The sequence below is a fragment of the Streptomyces sp. NPDC127106 genome (genome assembly GCF_042677605.1).
In the GTDB taxonomy this organism is placed as follows: domain Bacteria; phylum Actinomycetota; class Actinomycetes; order Streptomycetales; family Streptomycetaceae; genus Streptomyces.
In genome coordinates, this window is sequence record NZ_JBHXTC010000003.1 from 192772 (window position 1) to 216116 (window position 23345).

General features: G+C 69.9%; 8 protein-coding genes and 2 pseudogenes. 6 read left to right on the forward strand and 4 right to left on the reverse strand.

Going from position 1 to position 23345, the window contains the following annotated elements:
• The coding region (locus tag ACFVGY_RS05350; protein WP_385671571.1) for a DUF2397 family protein at window positions 1-280 on the reverse strand (280 nt) is incomplete at its 3' end.
• A 207-nt stretch (window positions 281-487) separates the two neighbouring features.
• The gene (locus ACFVGY_RS05355; protein WP_385671307.1) at window positions 488-3418 is read right to left on the reverse strand and encodes a DNRLRE domain-containing protein; all 2931 of its coding nucleotides are present in this window, start codon (window positions 3416-3418) and stop codon (window positions 488-490) included.
• 354 nt (window positions 3419-3772) lie between these two features.
• Here ACFVGY_RS05355 and ACFVGY_RS05360 point away from each other — a divergent pair, with 354 nt between their 5' ends.
• The 6 genes and pseudogenes from ACFVGY_RS05360 to ACFVGY_RS05385 all read left to right on the forward strand — a co-directional run bounded on the left by ACFVGY_RS05360 (window position 3773) and on the right by ACFVGY_RS05385 (window position 13955).
• The gene (locus ACFVGY_RS05360; RefSeq protein WP_385671310.1) at window positions 3773-10180 is read left to right on the forward strand and encodes an RHS repeat-associated core domain-containing protein; all 6408 of its coding nucleotides are present in this window, start codon (window positions 3773-3775) and stop codon (window positions 10178-10180) included.
• 2 nt (window positions 10181-10182) lie between these two features.
• The gene (locus tag ACFVGY_RS05365) at window positions 10183-10467 is read left to right on the forward strand and encodes a YrhB domain-containing protein (protein WP_385671313.1); all 285 of its coding nucleotides are present in this window, start codon (window positions 10183-10185) and stop codon (window positions 10465-10467) included.
• 268 nt (window positions 10468-10735) lie between these two features.
• Window positions 10736-11043 (forward strand): annotated as a pseudogene (locus tag ACFVGY_RS05370) (DNA cytosine methyltransferase); the annotation flags it as partial.
• A 233-nt stretch (window positions 11044-11276) separates the two neighbouring features.
• The gene (locus ACFVGY_RS05375; RefSeq protein WP_385671580.1) at window positions 11277-11549 is read left to right on the forward strand and encodes a hypothetical protein; all 273 of its coding nucleotides are present in this window, start codon (window positions 11277-11279) and stop codon (window positions 11547-11549) included.
• A 923-nt stretch (window positions 11550-12472) separates the two neighbouring features.
• On the forward strand, window positions 12473-12649 hold the full coding sequence (locus ACFVGY_RS05380) for a hypothetical protein (protein WP_385671316.1): 177 nt from the start codon (window positions 12473-12475) through the stop codon (window positions 12647-12649).
• A gap of 94 nt (window positions 12650-12743) precedes the next feature.
• Entirely contained in the window at window positions 12744-13955 is a 1212-nt protein-coding gene (locus ACFVGY_RS05385) for a cytochrome P450 (protein WP_385671319.1), read from the forward strand.
• A gap of 3 nt (window positions 13956-13958) precedes the next feature.
• Here ACFVGY_RS05385 and ACFVGY_RS05390 read toward each other — a convergent pair.
• Both ACFVGY_RS05390 and ACFVGY_RS05395 read right to left on the reverse strand, forming a co-directional pair.
• A pseudogene (locus ACFVGY_RS05390) lies at window positions 13959-16193 on the reverse strand (UvrD-helicase domain-containing protein); the annotation flags it as partial.
• The gene (locus tag ACFVGY_RS05395) at window positions 16190-23257 is read right to left on the reverse strand and encodes a DEAD/DEAH box helicase (protein WP_385671322.1); all 7068 of its coding nucleotides are present in this window, start codon (window positions 23255-23257) and stop codon (window positions 16190-16192) included. The pseudogene ACFVGY_RS05390 and the gene ACFVGY_RS05395, both read right to left, overlap by 4 nt.
• Window positions 23258-23345: the final 88 nt, after the last annotated feature.

The window sequence follows — 23345 nt, forward strand, 5'->3', positions numbered from 1 at the left end:
GGGGGGGGGGGGGGGCGGGGCGCGCCCCCGCCCCGCCCCCCCGCCCCCCCGCCCCGCCGCCCCCCCCCCCGCCCGCGCCCCGCCCCGCGCCCCCCCCCCCCCCCCCGGCCGGTAGCGCGGCGTACACGTCCTCGGGCCGCAGATGAACGGCGAACCGCTCCTTGGCGGTGACGAACGCCCGCATCACGTGCCGGTAGAGCACGGCGTTCGGCGCGGTGAGGTGGGCGAAGGGACCGTACGCGCCTGGCTGTGCTCCCCGACCGGTGGTGCTGTGGGTCATCGCGGGCCATTATCCCGCACCGGGTGCGGCCCGGGGCAGGGGTTCGGAGGAGCTGGCGGAATCTCGCCGGTGGGTCACCCCCGCGGTGACCTCGATGACCGGGCGAGTGCGTGACCGACGGCCGAACGCGGAAGCGGGGCCGTCTCCGTCCCACGGCGTGGGGTGGAGACGGCCCCGCTTCGCACGGAGCCCGGCCGGGTGCTGCCGTTACGGCTGGTAGATGTCCTTCCAGCCGCTCCAGTGGCCACTGGCCGCGCGGGTGGTCTGGCTGATGGTGCCGTTGGCGATGGCGGTCAGTCGGAATCCGTCTCCGACCGGGGTGCCCAGGAGCTTGCGGGTGTAGCCGGGGTTGCCCACGACCGCGGTCACGTCTCCCCATACGGTCCAGTTGCCGTCGGCCCGGCGGGTGGTGTGGTGGATCCGGCCCTCGGAGGCCGCGGCGAGCTGGAACTCGGCGCCGGTGCCGGCGCTGGCCGAGGCTTCGATCGAGGCCAGCGGGCTGGCGATGGGCAGCTGGGCGAAGGGGTGCCAGTTCCCGGGCGCGATCTGGGCGGAATGGTGGGCCCGGCCCTCGGAGAGGACCGCCATGTGGGGCTGGCCGTTCACCGAGGCGAGGGTGATCTGGTCGATCTGCGCCGGGGTACCCGGGACGAGCCGCCAGGGGTCCCAGCGATCGGGGTAGCGGGTCGTCAGGTAGACCTTGCCGTCCGCGACCGCGGCGACGACCATGTTCCAGCCGTCCTGGGCGGCGGCCATCTGCGTCGCCTTGGGCAGGCTTCCGGCGGCGGCGGTGGCGTCGCCCCAGGGCTGCCACGTGCCGGAAGAGGATCGCACGCTGTGGTGGATCTTGCCGTCGGCCAGGGCCAGTACGTGGAGCTGGCTGTCGGTGCCGATGGTGGCGACCTGTTCGACGTTCGCGAGTTCGCCGGTTTCGGGCGTGGTGTCCTGGACGCTGCCTCCGGTGAACCCGTGCCAGACGCGTCCGCCGGCGACGGCGACCATGTGGCCGCCCTGGGTGGTGGTGGCGTCCGCGAGCGAGGTGGCCGTGTTGTTGTTGTCCCACTGGATGCCGCTGTTAAGCGTGGCCGTGGAGTCGTTGCCCGCCTTGTCGGTGGCGTAGGCCTTGATCTCGTAGCGGCCCTCACCCATCTTCGGCAGCAGTACCGAGGCCTTCCCGTGCCAGGCCTCCACCCGTCGGGTGGGCTGATCGGTGTTGATGCCGAACCGGTAGGTCTGGACGTGGTCCCCGCCCTCGGCGCCTTCCGCGGTGAAGGTGGCGATGCCCTTGTCGGGATCGATGTCGATCTTCGGGGCGGGCGGTGTGGTCCGCTTCACGGTGAACCGGCCGGCGCCTTCCCAGCGGGACGCGCTCGTGCCGTCGTCGGCCTGGACTTCCCAGGCGTACGACTCGTCCCGGGCCAGCCACGCGTCGGGGATGCGGAAGTCGGCGAGGCCGCCACTGGGAACGTTGACGGTGGCTTCGTTGAACCAGCCGCCCTGATCGACGTGGTGCAGGCGGAACCGTGCGGTCACGTTCCCGCTGTCGGGGTCCGAGATCCGCGCGCGCAGGTGCACACCGTCGGCGATGTTGGTCTTGCCGATGTAGCCGTGGGCGGTGGGCTGGGGAGTCATGTGCAGCTCGCCGGGGGTGTTCGGCGTCTGGTTGTACTCGATGGAGAGGGTGGCGCTGTTGAGGAACTTCTTCCACCCGTAGGTGTCGGACTCGTTCTCCGCCTTCAGCCCCAGCGTGACGTCGGACCAGCCGGCCGCGGCCGCTTCCTTCATCTTGTTGGTGACGTCGAACTCCACGCCGCCCGCCGGGCAGTTGGGGCCCCATCCCTTGGCCGTGTTCACCGTGGCCAGGTGCTGGGTCCAGTCCGGCTGGGTCCGCCACGTGGTGCTGGAGCTGATCGCGCCGGTGAACCAGAGCTGTACGGGCCGGGGTTCACAGGACCAGGACCATTCGAGCTGGGTGGAGAACGTGCCCCGGATGACGTTCTTGCCGGCGAACCCGGCCGTGTCCATCCGGTACAGCGACCGGGAGAGGCCGTTGGACTCGTTCTCGTAGCCGACCCGGGCCAGTTCGTTCTTGTTCCAGTACGCGGTGTCCTGGAATTTCTTGTACACCCGGGTCCAGGCGATCCGGCCGCCGCTCATCCACGGGTCGATGAAGACCGGGAAGACGGTGTCCTTGCCCTTGAGGATCTTCTGGTCCGGGACCACCTTCAGGCTGGAGCCGTCCACCTTGGTGGCCATCGCCGCCTGCTTCGCGTTCAGACCCGGCTCCCACGCGGTGGAGGCGCTGCCGTCCTGTACCGCGGGGGCGCCGACGCCCTGCGCCGCCGGGGCGCTCCGCGCCGGCGGGGCGACCTTCTGCTGTCCGGCGGTCGGCGTCGACTCCCACATGGTCGGGGTCGGTCCGCCGAAGACGATCCGCCCGGCCGCGTCCTTCGCCGTCAGGTTCCCGTGCCCGTCGGCGGCCACCGAGAGGTTCTTGGTCTTGAGACCGAAGCCGATCTCGGCGAGCTTCGGATTCGCCGCCGCCTCGGCCGACTTGACCTCGAGGACCTGGGAGAAGCCCTCGATTCCGGCGCGGACCTTCAGGTCCACTCCCGGGAGCACCTCGGGGTAGGTCGCGGTGTCTCCGCTGATCCGCGGCTTCGGCAGGGCCTGCGGCCAGGTCAGCGAGATCTCCTTGTCCCCGTCGGTCAGGCTGACCAGGGGTCCCGTACCGCCGCCGGACAGCGAGAGGGGAAGGAGCGAGGCCTTCGGCGTCAGAACGCCCTTGGCCGAGACCTGCAGGGAAGCGTCGAGGTCAACCCACTTGCCACCCCTCTTGACCCACTTGGGGCTGGTGTGGCGCTCCAGGGTAAAGGTGCCGGAAGGGTTCGCGAACGTGCGGGTGTCCTCCGTCCGCTTCTCCAGGATCTCCACCGGCTGCCCGCCGGCACGGGCGCCGTCCTGCGCTTTCTGCTCAGGTGTCAGATCCTTCGCGCCCGCGGCAGGCAGCGCAGCGGGGGCCGGGACCGCGTGAGCGGGCGTCAGGCCGACGCACAGACCGGTGAGCGCGAGCGCAGCCAGGGCCTTCGGCCAGGGCTGTGGTCGTCGTGGGCTCCTCGCGGGAGGGGCGGAGTGCATGGCGAAACCATCCAAGGGTGACGGCGATCGGAAGGGGCGACCGCCTCGTCGGCGGCACGCGTGAGGTTCGGAGGTGCCGCATCCAAGCGGGTGGATGACCGGAGACGGGCCGGAAATCACACACCCAGAACCTTAGGGAACTAGATCATACTTATACTCAACCTTGAACTCGCCCTGGATTTCTCCGCCCTGGATTTATCCCGTCCCCGGGCTTACGGGCAATTCGGAAGAGGTACTTCCGATTCCACTATGGACCGCCTTGACGATGCATAACCCTGACGGGATTGATCGTTTACTGTGTGCGCGATAGGAGCGCTGATCGTCAACGCTCCTCATTCTGCATAGAGGAACTGCGTGAGTCCGTCACACATACACCAGAGAACCGAGCCCCATTGGAGCTCCGACAACGTCTGGAACTGGCCCAAGCACATTCGCCGTTCCGCACAGGCCATTGCCATCACCGTCATCTCCGCCCTGCTGCTGTCGGCGGGCGTGAGCACCGCGCAGGCTGCCGAGCGGTTCAAGGTCCGCGGTACGCAGACCGAGCCGGTGCTCACCGGTGCCAAGGTCCCGGTGAAGTCTCCGCCGAAGAACGAAGCGGCGCAGAACGCCCAGAAGAAGGCGCCCAAGGTCACGTGGCCCAAGGGCGGCGAAGCGCTCGTGGAGCCCGGTTCCACCGTGGCGGCGCGCGCGAAGGCCCCTTCTCCCGATCGCAGTGAGGTCGGCGGCCTTCCCGTCGGGATACGTTCCGCGGAAGTCCCGTTCACCCGGGCGGGAGCGGCGGCGGCCCCGGCGGCCCCGGCCAATGTGAAGGTCTCGGTCAAGAATCAGGCCCACGCCGAGAAGGCCGGTATCAACGGTGTACTGATGGCCGTGGAACCGGGCGCGGGCGCGCCTTCGCCCGGCAAGGTCGAACTCGCCGTCGACTACTCCGCGTTCGCCGGAGCGTTCGGAGCGAATTTCGCCGGCCGCATGCGCATGGTGCAGTACCCGGCGTGTGTGCTGACGACACCGGAGAAGGCCGAGTGCCAGACCGGGACTCCGGTCGACAGCGGAAACGACGTCAAGAACAAGACGCTGACCGCCCGTATCGCCCTGACCGACGCCGGCGCCGGCGCCGGCGTCAAATCGTCGCAGCAGCTGTCCGCGAAAAGTGCCGCCGCCGCGGCTCCGATGGTCCTGGCCGCTGAAGGCGGCGCGTCCGGAACCGGTGGGGACTTCAAGGCGACGCCTCTGGCCCCCACGGCGAGCTGGCAGGCCGGCGGGGCTTCCGGTGACTTCAACTGGACCTATCCCATGTCCACCCCGGAGGCTCCCGGAGACCTCTCTCCCGAGCTCGGGCTGAACTACTCCGCGCAGAGCGTGGACGGCCGCATGGCCGCCAGCAACACCCAGCCCTCGCACGTGGGCGACGGGTTCGAGCTCACCTCCGGCGGGTTCATCGAGCGCCGCTTCCAGCCGTGCTCGGACGTCCCCGGCTCCGGAGTGAACTACAAGGACGGCAAGGGCGACCTGTGCTTCGCCTCCGAGAACGCCATCCTCTCCCTCAACGGCTCGGGCACCGAGCTGGTCAGGGATGACGCCACCGGCACCTGGAAGGGCGTCAAGGACGACGGCTCCAAGATCGAGTACCTCACCGGTGCCACCAACGGTGACGCCGAAGGCGGCTACTTCCGCCTGACCACCGTCTCCGGCACGGTCTTCACCTTCGGCCTGAACCGGCCGGGCAACTGGAAGACCGGCGACCAGGAGACCAACTCCGCCTTCACCGTCCCGCTGTACGGCAAGGACGGCGGCAAGCAGCGCGCCTGGCGCTACAACCTCGACCACGTCGCCGACGTGCAGGGCAACGCCATGGTGTACTACTACGCCAAGGAGACCAACCGCTACGGCGCCGACAAGAAGCTCCAGGGCGTCGAGTACACCCGCGGCGGCCACCTCAGCCGCGTCGAGTACGGCCTGCGGACCGGCGCCGAATACGGCACCAAGGCCCCGGCCAAGGTCCTGATCGAAACCGCCGAACGCTGCCTGCCCGGCGCGGACTGCTCGGACGCCAAGTTCACCAAGGAGAACGCCAAGAACTGGCCCGACGTTCCCGTCGACCAGTACTGCGCCCCCGGGAAGGAGTGCAAGAACCAGCACGCCCCGACCTTCTGGACCCGCAAGCGGTTCTCCGCCATTACCACCCAGGTCCTCACCCGGGGCGCGTACAAGGACGTCGACCGCTGGGACCTGACCCACTCCTTCCCGCAGACCGGCGACGGCACCAGCAACGGCCTGTGGCTGGCCTCGGTCAAGCACACCGGCAAGACCAACGGTGAACTCAGCACCCCGGAGATCACCTTCTCCGGGGTGCAGCTGGCCAACCGCGTCGACGGCCTGGAGGGCCTGCCGCCCTTCATCCGCTACCGCATCAACGCCATCAGCACCGAATCCGGTGGTCTGATCGGCATCACCTACTCCGCGCCCGAGTGCAACCGCGACGGCACCCTGCCGGCTTCGGACGCCGACAACACCCTGCGCTGCTACCCGGTCAACTGGTCCGCGCCCGGGCAGCCCATCGGCCCCGACGGCCGTCCCAAGCCCTACAAGGACTACTTCCACAAGTACGTCGCCACCCAGATCGTCGAGAACGACCTCGTCGGCGGATCCCCCTCGACCGTCACCCGGTACGAATACTCCGGTGCCCCGGCCTGGGCCTACGACACCTCCGAGTTCCTCCGCGACACCGAGCGCACCTGGAACCAGTGGCGCGGCTACGGCAAGGTCATCACCCGCACCGGGGACGGCGCCGACCAGCGCACCCGCTCGGAGAACGTCTACTTCCGGGGCCTGGACGGCGACCGCACCGCCTCCGGCGGCACGCGCAGCGTCAAGGTCGCCGACTCCGAGGGCAACCAGATCACCGACCACCTCTCCCAGGCCGGTGTCACCCGCGAAACCCTCACCTACAACGGCGACGGCGGCCCGCTGATCTCGGCGACCACGTACGAGCCGGTCATCAGCGCACCGACCGCGACCCGCAACCGCACCGGGACGACGCCACTCACCGCGCAAAGGTTCAACAACGGTGCGCAACGCACCCGCACCACCGTCGAGGGCGGAGGACTCCGACGCACCGCGGTGGAGAAGACGTACGACGAGCACGGCCTGGTCACCAAGGTCAACGACCTGGGCGACACCTCCACCGGCAGCGACGACCGCTGCGTCCGTACCGAGTACGCCCGCAACGCCGGCAAGCACCTGCTGGATCTCGTCTCCCGCCAGGAGACGGTCTCCGTCGCCTGCGACGCCACCGCCCAGCGGCCCGCGCACGTCATCTCCGACGAGCGCACCCTGTACGACGGCAAGGCCTTTGGTGAGACCCCAACCAAGGGCGATGCCACCAGCGCCGAAGAGCTGGCCGAGTACATCAACGGCCAGCCGCGCTACGTGACCGCCGGGGCGGAGAAGTTCGACCAGTACGGCCGCTCGGTCGAGACCACGGACGCCCTGGGCAACACCTCCAGGACCGAGTACACCCCGGCCACCGGCGAGATGCCGCACCAGGTGGTCACCACCAACCCCCTCGGCCACACCAAGACCGACATCATTGACCCGACCCGTGGCCTGACCCTGACCGAGATCGACGGCGATGGACGGCGGGAAGAATCCGAGTACGACGCCCTCGGCCGCCTGGTCAAGGGCTGGGAAGCCGGCCGGACGCGAGCCCAGAAGCCCGACGTCGAGATCTCCTACCTGATCCGCAAGGACGGCCCCTCCGCCGTCACCACGCGCACGCGTCTCGCCGACGACACGTACACCGTCAGCCACGAGCTGTACGACGGCCTGATGCGCTCGCGCCAGACCCAGGCCACGCGCTCCGACCTCAACCAGAACGACGAGTCGCGCGCGGGCAGGGTCGTCACCGACACGGTGTATGACTCCCGTGGTCTGGAAGTCAAGCAATCCGGTCCCTACCTGGAGAAGAGCAACCCCGGTACCTCCCTGGTATCCGTCCCGGACAACCAGATCATCCGCCAGCACGGCTACCTCTACGACGGCGCCGGACGCAAGACGGCCGATCTGTTCTACAGCCTCGGCACCGAGAAGTGGCGCACCACCACCACCTACGAAGGTGACCGGCTGCACGTGGTCCCGCCCGAGGGGAGCACGGTCACCACGACCATCAGTGACGCCCGGGGCAACCCGGTGGAACTGCGGCAGTACAAGGGACGACAGGCCGGCGGCGAGTTCGACAGCACCCGCTACGGCTACGGCCCCGGTGGTGAACTGACCCGGGTCGTCGACCCGGTCGGCAACACCTGGCAGAACGAGTACGACCTACGCGGCCGCAAGACCAAGGAGCACGACCCCGACCGCGGCACCACTACCTACACCTACAACGACGGCGACCAGCCCGTCTCCACCACCGACGCACGGGGCAGAAGTATCCATGTCTCCTATGACAAGCTCGGCCGGCCGATCGAGCAGCGCGAAGGCGGGCCCGAGGGTCCGAAGCGTGCAGAGTGGACCTACGACACGCTGTCCAAGGGCCAACTGACCTCCTCGACCCGCTATACCGAGGGTAAGCCGTACACCACCTCCGTCCTCGGGTACGACAACTCCGGAGCCCCGACCGGGGCCAAGGTCACCGTCCCGGAGGGGCAGGGCACACTTTCCGGAAGCTACGAGTCCAAGGTCGACTACAACAGCACCGGTGACCCCGCCTCGGTGCATCTCCCCGCTGCCGGTGGTCTCCCTGCGGAGAAGCTGGACTTCAGTTACAACGCGGCGGGCATGCCCAGCACCCTCAAGGGAGCGGCCGAGTACATCAGCAGCACCCGGTACACGCCCTTCGGCGAGCTCATGCAGTACATGCAGGGCGCCAAGGGCAAGCGCATGATCCACACCAACTACCTGGACGACTCGACCCGCCGGGTCACCAAGTCCTTCGCGGACCGCGAGGTCGCCCCGTTCGAACTGTCCGAGGTCGACTACACCTACGACCCCGCGGGCAACATCACGTCGCTCAGCGAGCTGCGGGAGAAGACGACCCGCGACACCCAGTGCTTCCGCTACGACCACCTGCGTCGCATGACCGAGGGCTGGACCGCCAAGGAAAGCTGCGCGAGCGGCCCCTCCTCGGCCACCGTCGGCGGAGTCACCCCCTACTGGCACTCCTACACCTTCGACCCCACGGGCAACCGCACCAGCGAGATCAAGCACGACGTCGGCAGCGGCGAAACCCGACGGACCTACACCTACCCGGCCGCCAAGGGCAGCCAGCCGCACACACTGAGCAGCGTCGACAATGCCGGACCGACAGGGACCCGCAAGGACTCCTACGCCTACGACGCCACCGGCAACACCACCCTCCGCAAGATCGGCAACTCCGAGCAGAAGCTCGAATGGGATACCGAGGGACAACTCACCAAGGTCACTGAAGGCACTCAGGTCACCGAATACGTCTACGATGCGGAAGGCAACCGCCTGCTGCGCAAGGACCCCTCGGGAACCACGCTCTACCTGGGCGGCACCGAAGTGTCCCTCGACACGGACGGCAAGACCAAGGCCACCCGCAGCTACACCTTCGGCGACTCAACCGTCGCCGTCCGCTCCTCTGACGGCAGCGTCTCGTACCTCTCCGCCGACCACCACAACACCGCGACCCTCGCGGTGGACGCGGCAGGGTCCATGGCCGCCACGCGGCGGGACTTGACCCCCTACGGCGAGACCCGGGGTGCGGCACCTCAATCCTGGCCGAACCAGAAGGGCTTCGTCGGAGGTACTGTCGATGCGTCCACCGGACTGAGTCAGTTGGGTGTCCGCTCCTACGAGCCGGCCACCGGACGATTCCTGTCGGTCGACCCCCTGATCGACGTCAACGACCCGCAGCAGATGAACGGGTACGCGTACGCCAACAGCAACCCGGTGTCCATCTCGGACCCCGACGGCAAGATCGTCCCCCTCCTCGCCGCAATCGCCCTCCGTATAGCAGCACAGCAGATCGCCAAGGAGATCGCCCGCCGTGCCGCGATCGAGGCGGCCAGGAGGGCTGCCGCCGAACTGGCCAAGCGTCTGGCCATAGAAGCCGCCAAAAAGGCTGCCCAGGAAGCAGCGAAAAAGGCTGCGGAAGAGGCAGCCAAGAAGGCAGCTGTCGAAGCCGCCAAAAAGGTGGCAGCCGAGGCCGCCAAAAAGCAGGCAGCAAAACAGGCGGCACAGCAGGCCGCCAAGAGGAAGGCAGCACAAGAGGCCGCCAAGAAGCCGGCGAAAAAATCGCCACCTAAAGCAAATGCGGCAGGGAAGAAAACAGCCGGAAACTCACACAACAAGGTTCCCGGCGGTAAGGATATACGCGCATCCAAGCCGAGTTCGACGCAGCGCAAGGGGGAATACCACACGCCGGAGACACCAAGACTCAAGGAGGCCATCAATCCGACGAACTCTCAGACAAATTGCCGGAGTTGCGCACTGGCTGTAGACTCCTCCCTGGCCGGGAATCCAGCAACGTCTATCGGGTCCATCAAGGCCGGCGACCCTCGCGTACTGGAACGATTCTACCCGGGCCAGCAGTTCAGCTCGTCGAATGTGAGCAGCATCGTCGAAACGATGAGCAAGGCGGGTGATGGCGCACGCGGGTTCATCGTGGGAATGCGAGGCAGTCGAGGTCACATATTCAACGTCATCAACAAAAATGGCCGCGTCATCTTCCTTGATGGGCAACAAGGAAAGGCATCTCTGGACTATTGGACGCGATGGCTTTTCATGAGGACAAATTGACAATGATCGACAAATCCAAAGCATCGAAACTCGCGACCGACTTCCTCGCGGAGACCAAGCCGGTAGATACGGAGCCGTTGAGTGTCGCAGTGAACGAGATTTCACGAACTGACGACTACTGGGTCATTCCGTGGAATTCGGCGAAGTTTGAGAAGACCCAGGATGACCGGGACTTCCTCGTCGGATGTTCGGCAATCGCAGTGGATGCGAAGAGCGGAGCATGTCGCTATATGTCTCTGGCCGAGGAGCAAGCCCTATGGGCGGCAGAGGATGCATCAGCTGACTAGCCAGGGGCTACTCCTTGTCTCGGCCCGCCGGATTCCCGGCGGGCCGTTTCATTTTCCTCATTCCTGGCGGCGTCATCGTAGAGTGAGGGTACTCACTGTGCGAGGACGCCTCGGCTGTTGCGATGGTCGCGACCAGGGTGAGGGAGTTGCGGATCACCTCGGCGGTACACGAGGCGGACACCGAGGACGGCATTTGGGGCAGAAGCATGTATGTGCAGCAACGCCAAAGGGCTCGCCCGACGCCGGGACGGTCCCGCAGTCGTCGCTAGTGGACACCGGCGTCGGCCGCACCCGCGGGCTGATAGCGAGCCCTCCCTGCCCGGCATGGACCATGGCAGGCAAGCGCCTCGGCTTGATCTACCAGTCTCTCGTGCACCAGGCCGTGGCGGACCTGCCGTCGGCCGGGACACCCGCGAACGGCTCCTCGCCGCCTGCCAGGACCAGCGGTCGCTGTTGGCCGCCGAACCCATGCGCTACCTCCACGCCCTGCACCAGGCCGGCGCGCCGGAATGGGTGCTGATGGAGGAGGTTCCCGACGCCGCTCCGTTGTGGCAGCAGTACGCCGCCGTACTGCGCTCCCCCGTGGGCGAAGCTCGTTGTCGATGAACTGGTCGACTTCACCGGGCAAACCGCCCCTGGCATGCCTCGCCGTCCACAGTAGGTACGCCGTCCCCCCTTCAGTCGGATATGAGAACGGGGTCCGGGAGAGGATCAGTCCTCCGGAACTCAGCGGTCGCCCGGGCCGCCGAGGTAGCGCACTTCAGAGTTTGAAGGCCCGTCATGCTACGCAATACTCAATGGCAGGAAGAATGAGCGAGCAGAACCGTACTGCCCCCGAGTGGTTTCACGGAGGCACCAAGCTTTACCGATCACTCCTGATCCTCGTGGAGGGACATCCGGATGCGTTGGAGGCCGCGGTTTCCTCCACGGTCCCGAGCGGATCCGCGGCGGACATGATGTTGGACTTCCTGTCCGACGAACTCACGCGTACCGGATTCACCGACGACTGGGCAGTCACACCGCGCGGGCAGCAGATCGAGGACCTGATCGACGTGTTCAACGACATCGCACAGCCCGAATGACCTGTCCGTAGACGGGTTGAAACGCCGCGCCTGCTGCTCGCAGGACCGCGGAGGCCCCGCCGGATTCTCCGGCAGGGCCTCCGCCCGTTCCGGACCGATGCAGAGCTCCGGCTGGCCATGAAAACGGCCCGTCCAGCAGGCGATCGGGAAAAGCGTGTCGCCGGAGGCGTCGGTGACCGTGATTCGGTTGCCGGCCGTGCGGCGGAGGCGGGTCACCGCCGGGCACGGCCCGTCGCCAGCTGAGTCTCGGTGAGCTCTACAACACCCGCCCGCGGCCAGCCGCTGCCCCGGGCCTCCCCTTGACCCGCCCTGGCTCAGCACACGAAGGTCCGAGACCTGTTCCCGACCCCGCTCCGGCGGCTTCCCGGCCCACGGATCGGCTACAGAGCGCCAATACGCCGCGTACCCGTCCGGAACGCCTACAAGGCGACGGAGGCACCACCGTTCATGACATCCCGTCAGGATCCGTCCCGCATGCGTCGAACGTGTGCGTCTGATTTGCGTGAAGATATCGTCGTAGCGCACGTGGTGCGTGTGTCTGTGGCTCACCCCCGGCGCGCTTCAACAGCGTGCCCTACATGCTGGTGGCGTGTCTGTGACGAAGGTGGACTGGATCAGGGCATGCGTACCGGGCTTCCCAGGAGTTGTTCGGCCCGGCCGACCACCCCGACCGGCGTCACCGGAGCGAGAACTCGGACCTTGAGCAGCTTCGCGCCACGTGTGAGGGGCGCGTCGAGGCGCTTCGGCCCCCGCACCGCTTCAGCGCCCGCGACCTCCGCAACGCCGTGACCGAACGGCGCGGACGCCCCGTCATCTTGCGCCATGTACCGGCGACGCGAAGGCCCGTAGCGTCGGCCCGCCAGCGGCGCCGAGAGCTGGGACGCTCTGTTCGCCGAGCCATACAGGAAGAAGCACCACCGGAAATGATCAACATCCTCTTCACGGGCATACCCGTCGCGCTGCGGTGCTTCGCCGCCCAGGTCGCCCGACTCCTCCGCAACACCTTCACCCTGACGGCGGCAACCCCGGTCCTCGCCCTCCTCTTCCGGCTCGATCCGGACCGCGAACGGGCCCCCGGCAGATCCGACTGCACGTCGTAGACCTCGCGACCTCCGTCGCCGGCATGACCGCCTTCTTCGTCGCCCAGGACACCTACGCCCGCCGTCCGGCGCCCGAGAACGCGGGCGCGGCCTCATGACCACCCCGCGGCGGGACCCCCTGCGCGACCCGCGCTTCTTCGCCGACCCCTACCCCACCTACGACCGGCTGCGCGGCGGCTGCCCGGTCCAACGGATCCCCACCGGCTCCGGACACCACGCGTACCTGATCACCGGTCACCCCGAGGCCTGCGCGGCGTTCACCGACCCCCGCCTTTCCAAGGACACGGCCCGCTTCTTCGCCGACCGGCCGTCGAACCGCGACCTGCACCCGGCGATCTCCCGCAACATGCTGGCGAGCGACCCACCCGCTCACACCCGCCACCGGCGGGTGACGACACCCTTGTTCACCACCGGACGCGTCCGGGAACTGCGCCCGTACATCACCCGGGTCGTCGACGACCTCATGACCGCGTGGCGACCGGGCGCGGAGGTCGACCTGGTGGCGGACCTGGCAGTACCCCTGCCGGTCACCGTCGTCTGCGAGCTGCTCGGGGCGCCGGAATCCGACCGCACCACGCTCGCCGGCTGGTCCCACGACCTCTTCGACGCGGCCGACACCGACCGCGTCGACGCTGCGTCACACCGGATCGGCGACTACCTGACCCACCTCGTCGACACGGCCCGTGCCGCCCCCGGCGACGGCCCGCTCCACTCCCTCCTGCGCGACTGCGACGAGGGCGGCCTCGACCAGGACGAGACCGTCTCCCTGGCCGCCCTCCTCCTGGTCGCCGGGCACGAGACCACCACCCACTTCATCGGCAACGCCGTCCTGGCCCTGCTCCGGCACCCGGAGGCGTTCGACAGCCTGCGTCGGGACCCGGACCTGATCCCCGGCGCCCTCGACGAACTGCTCCGCTTCGACTCACCGGTGAGCGTGGCCACCTTCCGTCACAGCACGGAGGACCTGCGCGTCGGCGGGGTCGACATCCCAGCGGGCGTCCCGGTGCTCATCGCTCCCGGGGCCGCGAACCGCGACCCGGCGGCGTTCCGCGACCCGCATCGCCTCGACCTCGACCGCAACGCCGGCGGCCACCTCTCCTGCGGCTCGCCGTCAGGCGACGAACACCGACGTCGGACCGGAAGCCTCGCTGGACCTCGGGCCGGGCAGCGGACCGTCCGATCGGAACAGCTCGGTCGCGCGAAGGGCGGTGGAGTCGGCGTCCGCGGGCAGGATGCGACTGGCCTTGCCGCTCCAGGTGACGACGAGCTCGTCACGGGCACGGGTCGCGGCTACGAACACCAATGACCGGGCGCGTTGTTCCTCCAGCCGGTACCGGTCGGGGTTGGCGAGTCGGTACTGCTCGATGCTCTGGCGCGGCACCTGTCCCTCGCCGACGGACGTGAGGAAGACGCGCTGGAATTCGAGGCCCTTGAACCGGTACATGGTGCCGATGCGCACCGCGTCCCGGTCCGAGCGCACGCCTTCCTTGCCCAGCGGGACGACCGGAATCCCGAACGGCTCCAGGGCGAGAACGTTGGCGAACTCCTGGGCGGAGCCTCCGTCGGGCACGGCGACGGCCATGGCCGAATAGGCCGTGCCGTGGACGTCGTGACGTTCCTTGATGAGGGTGGCCACCGCCCTCATCTCGGTAGTCCGGTCGGGGGCACGCCAGAACTGTGGGGCGAGTCCGGTGAGCACGGAACGGTAGCCGTCGAGCGTGTCGGTGGAGGTGTCCAGGTCATCGAAGGACTCACCGGCGATCAGGCGGTTGGCGCTGCCCAGGATCTGCCGGGTGGTGCGGTAGTTGAGCGTGAGGCGCCGTGAGGCCCGTCCCCGGACTTCGACGCCATGGTGGCTCAGGACGACGCGGCTGCCGTAGATCCGCTGGTGGGCGTCCCCGACGAGGAAGATGTCATTGGGTCCCTTGCTGACCATGGCGCGGAGCATCCGCCAGTGCGAGGCGGACAGGTCCTGTGCCTCGTCGACCACGATGTGGCGGTACCGGGGCGTGAGCCACATGCCGCTGCCCGCCTCCCGGTGGATGAGGTCGAGGCCGCCCTGCTCGGCCTTGTGGCGTGCCTGTTCCTCGACGCGGGCCATGCGGCGCTGTTCGAGGCCGGCCGCCTGGTCGGCGATGATCGCGTACGTCGTCCGCCGCGGATGGGCGTCCAGGCGGGCCTGGTACTCCTGGACGAGCTGCCACACGTCGTGTCGCTGAGGTGTGGTGATGCGGGGGCGACCGGTGCGACCAACTCGCCGGTAGAGGTCCCATGAGCCGCACCGGTTCGCGAGGATGACGTGCTTGAACTCGGTGTCGAGGAACTCTGCGTCGTAGTCGAACATGTCGGTCTCGACGCGCACTTCGTGCCACAGGTTCATGGCCGCCTCGTCGTCCAGCGGCCTGCCGATATCCGTGCGGGACTCCTGGACGATCTCGCGGGCGAGCACGTCGACGGACTTGACGTCGACCCGGCGCAGCAGTTCATCGCCGCCGAGATCCCGCAGCCGTTCACGTAGTTCCAGGGCGAGGTTGGTGTTGTACGTAGTGAGCAGCACGGCGCGGGTGTGGCCGGGGGGCAGCCGGTCGACGAGGTGCCGGACACGGTGCAGGGCGACGACCGTCTTGCCGGTGCCGGGGCCGCCGGTCACCTTGGCCGAACCCTTGAAGTCGCCGACGGCGAGCCGCCGCTGTTCCGGGTGGAGGAACAGCCGCCAGGCGTCGAACCCGTTGCCGAGGGCTTCGAGGACGGCGTCGTCGTCGGTCTCGGCCTGGGAGACGGCGCGCCGGGCGGCGCCCGCCCAGTCACGGACGTCAACTGCCTCGCCCTCGGGGCGCCATGTGCTCGTGATCAGGCGTTCCACATCCGCGGGGTCCACGTGGTCGCGCAGGGCGACCAGGACATCGCGGGTGAGTTCCGGGAGGTTGTGGGTGAGCAGCTTGTCCAACTGCTCGTCGGTGGTGATCTTCCGGATGGCCGGCAGCAGGGACGGCACCACGCCGAGTTCGATGAGGCGCTGGTCGTCCTGGGCGGCGAAGAGCGGGGGGCGCAGACTGCTCGTGGACGCGGTGGGTGCCCCACCGGTGGCCGGTCGGAGGGGCTCGACAGTGGCGGGCGCCGTCGCACCGGTCTCGGGTCGCTCGGACAGGGCGACGACGTTGGCGGCGACCTCGCTCTGGTCGACGACCTCGACCGCTCCCGACACGGAGTTGATGCCGACGGTGAGCCGGGCGAGTTCGTCGCGGGCATGGGCACCGTCGCGCACGGCGAGGAGCTGGAGCTCGTCCCCGTCCTCCGTCGAGAGGAGCAGGACCATGCACCGGGCGTCGACGCGTGCGAGGTACAGGTCTCCGTCGTCTCCGGCGGCGCGCAGGAAGGTCAGGCTCAGCGCCTTGTTGTGGCGGTCGGCCCGCAGTCGGCGGACGAAGGTCCCGACCGCGTCCCGTACCGCCCCGCCGCGCCGGGCGATGTCCGCGCCAGCCTGGCGGCTCGCCCGGACACGGGTCCTGGCGGGACCTGCCGGCCGCCCTGCCGCATGAGTCATCGTGTGCCCCCCTCTTCGCCCAGCATGCGGGCGAGCTCGTCGACGTCCCACTCGCGCGGTGCGCGCACGTGCCAGCCCGCCGCGGCACAGCGCGTCATGTACTCGCTGTCCTCGGCGTCCTCGCCCAGGACGACACCGATACCGCGGTCGGGCCAGGCGAGTTCGACGGTGCGCGGCACTCCGTCGACATCCCAGCCCGCCCGGCCGGCAGGGACGTCACCCCGCGCCGCGAGCCGCTCGGCGAACTCCGCGACATCGGGGTCGCCGTACTTCGACAGCTCGCCCAGAACCAGTTGCCAGGCGCTCTGTTCGAGGGGGATCACGGCAGCCTCAGGGGCCTCGGCCGCCCGGTCCTGCTGGCCTACCGTCGCGGCCGGTACCGCGGGGGCTTCCGCTTCCCCGGGCTCCGACTTTCCGGGCTCCGCGTCGGCCTCGGCCTCGGGGGCCTGGAAGCCCGTGCCGTGCGCTTCCGCGCGCAGCGCGGGCAGCAGTCCGGTGACCGGACCGGCCGTGGCCGCCAAGAGTGAGGCGTCGAATCCGTCGAGCGTGGTGCGGGCCAGGGCGAGTCCGTCGGCCTGGCCGGAGCCGGTGGGGTCGAGGAACTGGATGACGTTCCCCCAGCACAGCCACGCCTTCCACCGGCGCCGGTGGTCGGGGCGGTCGCCTTCGACCGCTTCGTCCCGGTCGTCCAGGACGGCGAGGCCGCTCCACCGGTAGGTCTTGCCGTCAGCGCGCGGGGCGGCAACGAGGACGAGGGGCAGGCCCGAGCCGTCGTGGAGGCGCAGCAGCCTGACCCCCTTCCCGATGACGCCCGGCAGGGGTTCGTCGCGCACCGCGGCCTCGATCCAGCCGATCGCGGAAGCCGGGTCCGCGTCGACGAGTTCCCGCTGCCGGAGGGCGGCGGGTGCGCTGACGGCCAGGGTCGCCAGCTGCTGCCACTTGGCGGGCCGGGGATCGCGCAGGAACGCCAGCAGCGCGGGGACGGCTCCGGCGTACAGCGCGTCGACGTCCGCGGGATCACGCCGCTGCGTTTCCCACAGGGCGCGCACCTTGGCACCGGGCCCCGCCGGGTTCGTCACGTCGTACGGCGGCCAGGCCGCGTCGGCCGCGGGCCCGGCAACGACGGCGGCGAGGGGGTCGGGGGCCGCGTCGGCCTCCGGTTCCGGGGTGCCCTTCAGGGCGTGGTCCCATGCGGCGACGTCGTCCCAGGTGATCTGCCAGACCAGTATGCCGTCGGCGCGCAGCCGGGCGCGCTTGGCGGCGTCGGAAGCGATGCGGTTGGTCCGGGCCGAGGCGTGCCAGCGGTAGCCGTCGAGGTAGACGGCGATCGGCAGCGGCGGTGCCCCCTCACTGGTCGTGTCCCCAGCGACCGGCCGGAAGAGCAGGTCGGGGCGGGTGCGGTAGCCGTGGAGGTCCTTCTGGGCGACGACCTCCCAGCGCACGACCTGGCCGTCGGGCCTGGTCAGGGCGAACTGCTTGCCCTGCCTGCCGGTGGGCGTCTCCGTGTGGCCGGCCTCGACGGCGTTGCCGGGGGCGGCGAGCCACCGGTCGAGGCATTCGATGAAGCGGCGTTCCAGGTCGCTCTCCGCCTGGTCGACGAAGCGCAGTTCGGCGTCCGGGGCTTCCCTGCGGACGTCCCATCCGCTGCCGCCGTCGGGGCCGAGCAGGCTGTCGAGCATCCACAAGGCTTCCTGCCGGTCGGTGTCCTTGTAGTCCCTTTCGAGGGCGTAGGGCAGCAGGCAGCGGTGGCAGGTGCGGCGCGGGGTGTCCTTGCAGGGGCAGTCGCGCAGGCGCTGCTGGGCTTCGGCGAGGACCGCACGGAATTCCTCTCCTTCGCGGTCCGCCAGGCGCTGGAGGTAGCCGGTGCCGCCGGGCAGGGCGTCGTAGAGCACCAGGTAGTTGCGGGTGAGGTCGCTCTCCCGGTCGGGTTCGGTGGCGGCGGCGGAGCGGATGTGCGCGGGATCTCCGCCATAGCGCAGGGCGAGGCCGAGATGGAGGGCCGCGGAGAAGGAGGCCAGGCGTTCGGGGACGTTGAGGGTGGCGGCGGGCAGCAGGATGCGGAGGGCTTCGGTCCTGTGCTCGGTGGCGGTGATCACCCGCACGTCCTGGGGGCCGGCCTGCTTGTCGCGGCGCCGGACCACGCACCAGGGCCGGTGGTGGGCCAGTTCGGTCCGGCCGAGGAGGGACTGGCTGAGGGATTCCTGGGCGGGGCCGTGGCCGGGTTCGCGGTCGGTGGCGCCGCCGCAGCGCGGGCAGACGGTGAACCCGGTCACCGTCGTCTCCTGCCCTGCGAAGAAGGTGTCGTTGCGTCGGCCGTGCCGGGTCTTGCCGAGGTTGAAGCGGCGGATGACGGCCTCGCGGACGTGGTCGACCCCGAAGGTGGTCTTCTGGTGCCGCCAGGTCTCCTTGATGTCGGCCGGGTCGATGTCGACGGCCGTGACGGTGGTGTAGGGCGTTCGCATGCGGCTGTCGTGGTCGTCGACGATCCGCGCGTCGTCCCGCTTGTCATGGGCGGTGACCTTGCGGGGTACGACGACCTGGTGCAGGGCGGTGCGTCCACCGATGCCGGTGCCGCCGCAGCGTGGGCAGGCCGAGGTGTCCTGTTCGGCCCGGTCGCCGGTACGGACGTGGCCGCACTCCTTACAGACCCGCCACAGCTGGAGTCCGACAGGGTTGCCGTCGGGCGTGTCCTTCCGGGCCGGGCCGAGGTCGAAGCCGTCGACGACGTGCCGGTAGCCGCGGACGTAATAGGCGTTGCCCGGGGCGAGTTCGGTGAGCGCGGCCTCGGCGGGCCGCTCGTAGACGCGGGGCTCGCTCCGCCACCGCGCCTCGGCGGCACCCTGGGCGCCCGCCGCGTCTTCGCCGCGCTTCTTCCGCACCGGCTCCTTGTGGTTGAGCATGGCCTCCAGGCGCACCCCGTCCTCGACGAGGCTGTAGTTCGGCAGCAGACCGTGCTCGACGAGGAAGCCCTGGGCGTCGGCGAGGGCCATCGTCTGGAGGCGCGAGGAGACCCCGGACGCCTCTCGGGCGAGGTTCCGCTTCTCCCGGGCCTCGTCCTCCACGGCCTCCTGGAGGGACTCGACCGCGTCGTTGATCATTTCACGCCGCCGGGTCAGCTCGGCCCGCTCGGCCTCCCACGCCGCCTCCGCCTCGCGCAGCTCCTCGTCGAGCTTCTTCCGCGCGTACCGCCGCACGGTGGCGCGGGCGTCCCGGGAAACCCCGGAGCCGGGGACGCCGTCGATGTCGGGGAACAGTCGCAGGAAGTCCTCGACGAGGTCCGCCTGAGCGGTGGCGGCCACACGGAACCGCTTCAGCCAGCCGTTGCGCCCCATGAGTGCGGTGACCCGGTCGGGCAGCGGTCCGACGCCCTCCAGGGACCCCCTGGCCGCACGGTCGATGAGATAGGCGGTGTACTGCCGGCACAGCAGCTCGCCCGCGGACAGGAAGCAGCCGGGCGGCAGGATCGGGCCGGCGATGAGGTGCCGGGGCTCGGCGAGGTGGTACAGCGCGCGGGGGCTGGTGTCGGCGAGCGAGACCGTGAACGCGTTGCCGGTGGAGCGGCCCGCACGGCCGACCCGCTGGACGTACCCGGCCGTGGTCGGCGGCAGCGAGGCGAGGACGACCGCCTCCAGCTGGCCGATGTCGATGCCGAGTTCGAGGGTCGGCGTGCAGGAGAGGACGTTCGGGTCGGTGTGCTTCTCGCCCCGCCGGAAACCCTTCTCCACCTCCTCGCGTTCCTTGCGGGTGAGGACACCGGTGTGTTCGGCGGCGACCACGCTGTACGGGTCGGCCTCCCGGTAGAGCCGCCGGTAGTAGTCGGACCGGTAGTCGCGGGCGGCCCGGCCACCGGCCTCGGCGGAGGGCCGGGCCAGGGTTCCGTCGCAGCGCTTGAGCGGGCACCGCGTGCCCTGCCAGACGGCGGCGCGCTCGGGCGCCACGGTCTGGGTCCAACCGCACTCGGGGCAGGTGAGGGCGGCGAGCCCGGTCTGCTCGTCGTCCAGGGGCCGGACGCGGATGTGCCCGGGGGTGAGCCCGTACACCCCGTGTCCCTGCAGACTGTCGCCGGAGGTGGTCCGGCGCCGGGCCAGCGCGCCGACCCCGTTGTCGGAGAGCTGCTCGAAGAGCTCGGCCAGGTACCTTCCGGCTGCTTCCCGGTCCAGGCCGAGGCAGCGCCCGGTGAAGTCGACGTACCAGCTGTCGCGGGTGTCGACCCGCTCGAACTCGGTACGTCCGCTGCGGGCGCCCACCAGGACGAAAGCCGGAACCTCGGAGTGACGTCCGAACGCGGGCATGCCCGGGGCCCGGGCGATGGAGAGGAGCCGGCGGTTGCGGCCCTCGTCGTCGATGAAGGGGTCGAGCCACTTGTGGTGGATGCCGCCGATCTGGCGGATGTGTTCGAGCAGTCCGCGGACGTACCCCTCGAAGAACCGCAGCCGCTCAGGATCACCCTCGGCGGGCGGACCGTACGGCCGCCCCTGCGCGGCGGACGCGGGATCGTCGTCCGCGTCCGGCTCCAGCGGCAGTTGTCCCTGCCGGTGTACGTCAAACAGCGCCTCGGCCGCCAGCGCCGCGCTCTCGGGATTGGGCAGGTGCACCTCGGCGGCGACCGTACGGGTCAGCTCCAGGGTCCGGCCGAGCCGGGAGTGGAGACCGAACTCCAGGAGCGTGTTGAAGGCGAGCCGCTCGCCGACCAGCTCCCACGTCGGCTTCGGGATGTTCTTCTTGCCGTCGAGCAGCCGCTTCACCGGGTCCATGTCATGAAGGTCCGGCGGTACGACAGCCGCGAGGAGCCGCTCCCCCGGCTCGGCGGCCCGGGTCACGAGGGAGGCGATCAGCTCGTTGAGCGGAACGCCTTCGGCCGCATACTCCGGGCGCGCACCGATCCCCGCCGCGAGCTGGTCGTGGATGAGGGAGCGCAGCGAGAACTTCCAGGAGCGGCTGGCCACGAACCCCGCGCGGTGGGCTGCGTCCTGCACCGAGTCGTTGAAGATGAGCGTCCTGCGGCGGTCCCGCTGCTGTTCGTCCGCCTTCGGCAGCTCACCGCCGGTGAAGAGCTGGGTGACGACGACCGAGGCGAGCGGGGCGACACCCGCACCGAGGAAGCGGATGCCCTGGCTCTGCCCGCAGGCGGGGCATCGGTCCTGCTGGGCGTACTCGCTCTTCTCCTGATTGTCGAACCACGCCCAGACGTAGACGCCGTTCTCCGGCGCCGGGGCGACAGCGCCCGCGTCCCCGCCGGGCAGGACCTCGTCCGGGTCGAGCCGGCGCAGGGCGCGCCCGTTGTCCTCCAGGACCAGCAGGCTGGCATCGTGGGCGGCGCCCTTGCGGCCCCGGTGGGCGGCCCTGCGGGCGAGCACGGCCCGGGCCTGCTCGGCGGCCTCGGCCGGGGTAGCCGCGATCATGGCTCGAACGCGCCCCTTCGCGGCGCCTCCGGTCGCGGCGGCACGGTAGATCTCGTCCGGCGCGTGGTGCAGGTCCTGCGGGTTGCGGTCGGGGCAGATCGCCGCCCAGCCGGACCGCCCGCAGTGCCGGCAGTACGCGGCCGGCAGCCGCCCCGCCCGCCGCGCGTGCAGCTCCCGCTCCGTCTGCGCGGCCACGGCCAGCGACCGGCGCTCGACCGCCGCGCGGTCCTGCTCGGCGAGCGCGGCCTGGTCCGTGTCCGACCAGGCGAACACCGGCTGGGGAGCCACGAACCGCAGCACCCGCGACAGCGCCCGCAACCACAGATGGTTCTCCACGAGCAGCAGCGGCCGGTCCCGCCCGTCGGGTCCCGGCTTCGGATCGCGCGCCACCGAGATCAGCGCGACGAAGCGCGCGAGGGCGAGAGCGGCGGTCTCCGGCTCACGCTCGACCGCGGCACGCCAGGCCGAGGCATCGGGGAAGGTCTCCAAGACCTCCACCGCGGTCAGCGGCGCGTCCTTCGCCCGCAGCAGCTCGTGGGTGAGCGGGTGCGCGAGCAGGCGCCTCCCGAGTTCGCGCGGGTCGGCCGTATCGCACCCGAGGGTCGCGCGCGCGACGGCGTCGAGGCCACCGGGGGTGCGTGCCGGGTCCGGCAGTCCGGCGAGCTCGTCGGGCGACGGGAGCGGCAGCGAGCGGTCCACGGGCAGCAGGAACTCCTCGGCGTCCCGCCGGTCCTCCCCTATCACCGCGTCGTCGGGGAACCGCACGCCGAACACCTGCGAGGCCACGTCCAGCATGGCCCGCGGCCCGCCCGGCCCGCCTTCGCCCCCACCGGCGGAACCGAGCGTCGCGGAGGTCGCGACCGGGCAGATTCCGTCCAGCGGCCGCCCGTCCTCGGCGGCGCCGACGACGGCGGCGAGCCTGCGCAGCAGCATCGCCACATCGGTGCCCTGAGCCCCGTCGTAGGTGTGGAACTCGTCGATGACGATGTAGGTCAGATCGGCGTCCACCCACAGCGGGGCGTCCTGCTGCCGCTGGAGCAGCAGGTCGAGCATCTTGTAGTTGGTGATCAGGATGTCCGGCGGGTTGCGGCGGATCTCCGCCCGGTCCACCATCACGCGCCCGTACGGCGAGGTGCCCCGGGACGAGGCCTCGCCGATGTAGAGCCCGGCCGTGACCTCCTCCAGACGCTTGTCCTCGTCGAGGAGGTGGCCGAGACGGTCCGCCTGGTCTCCGGCGAGGGCGTTCATCGGATACAGCAGGACCGCCTTGATCCCGGCCCGCCCGGCCGCCCGCTCCCGTCGGCAGTGGTCGAGCACGGGGATCAGGAAGGACTCGGTCTTCCCGGAGCCGGTGCCGGTGGTCACCAGCGTGGGCTGGGGCCGGTGCCTGTCCTTGCTGGTCAGCCGGGCGAAGGACTCTGCCTGGTGGGCGTACGGCTGGAACTCCTCTGGATACCAGTCCAGCCGCTCCTGCCACCCGTCTCTCGCGGGCCGGAAGGGCCGCCGGATCCGCAGGTACGGCCCGCGGAAGAGGCCGTCGGCCGGGTCGGTGAGGAACTCCTCCAGCGCCTCCTGGGTGTCGGGCTCGGCCAGCGCGAACGTCGTCGTCAGGTACTCGACCGTGGTGTCGCGCAACGTCTGCGCGGCGAGTGTGGGTCGCATGACGTGCGTGGCCCCCGTCTTCCCGTTGCCGTCCCGTGATGGCGTCCGATCCGGCCGGCCGCCGGCGGCTCACAGGCGATGACCAGGA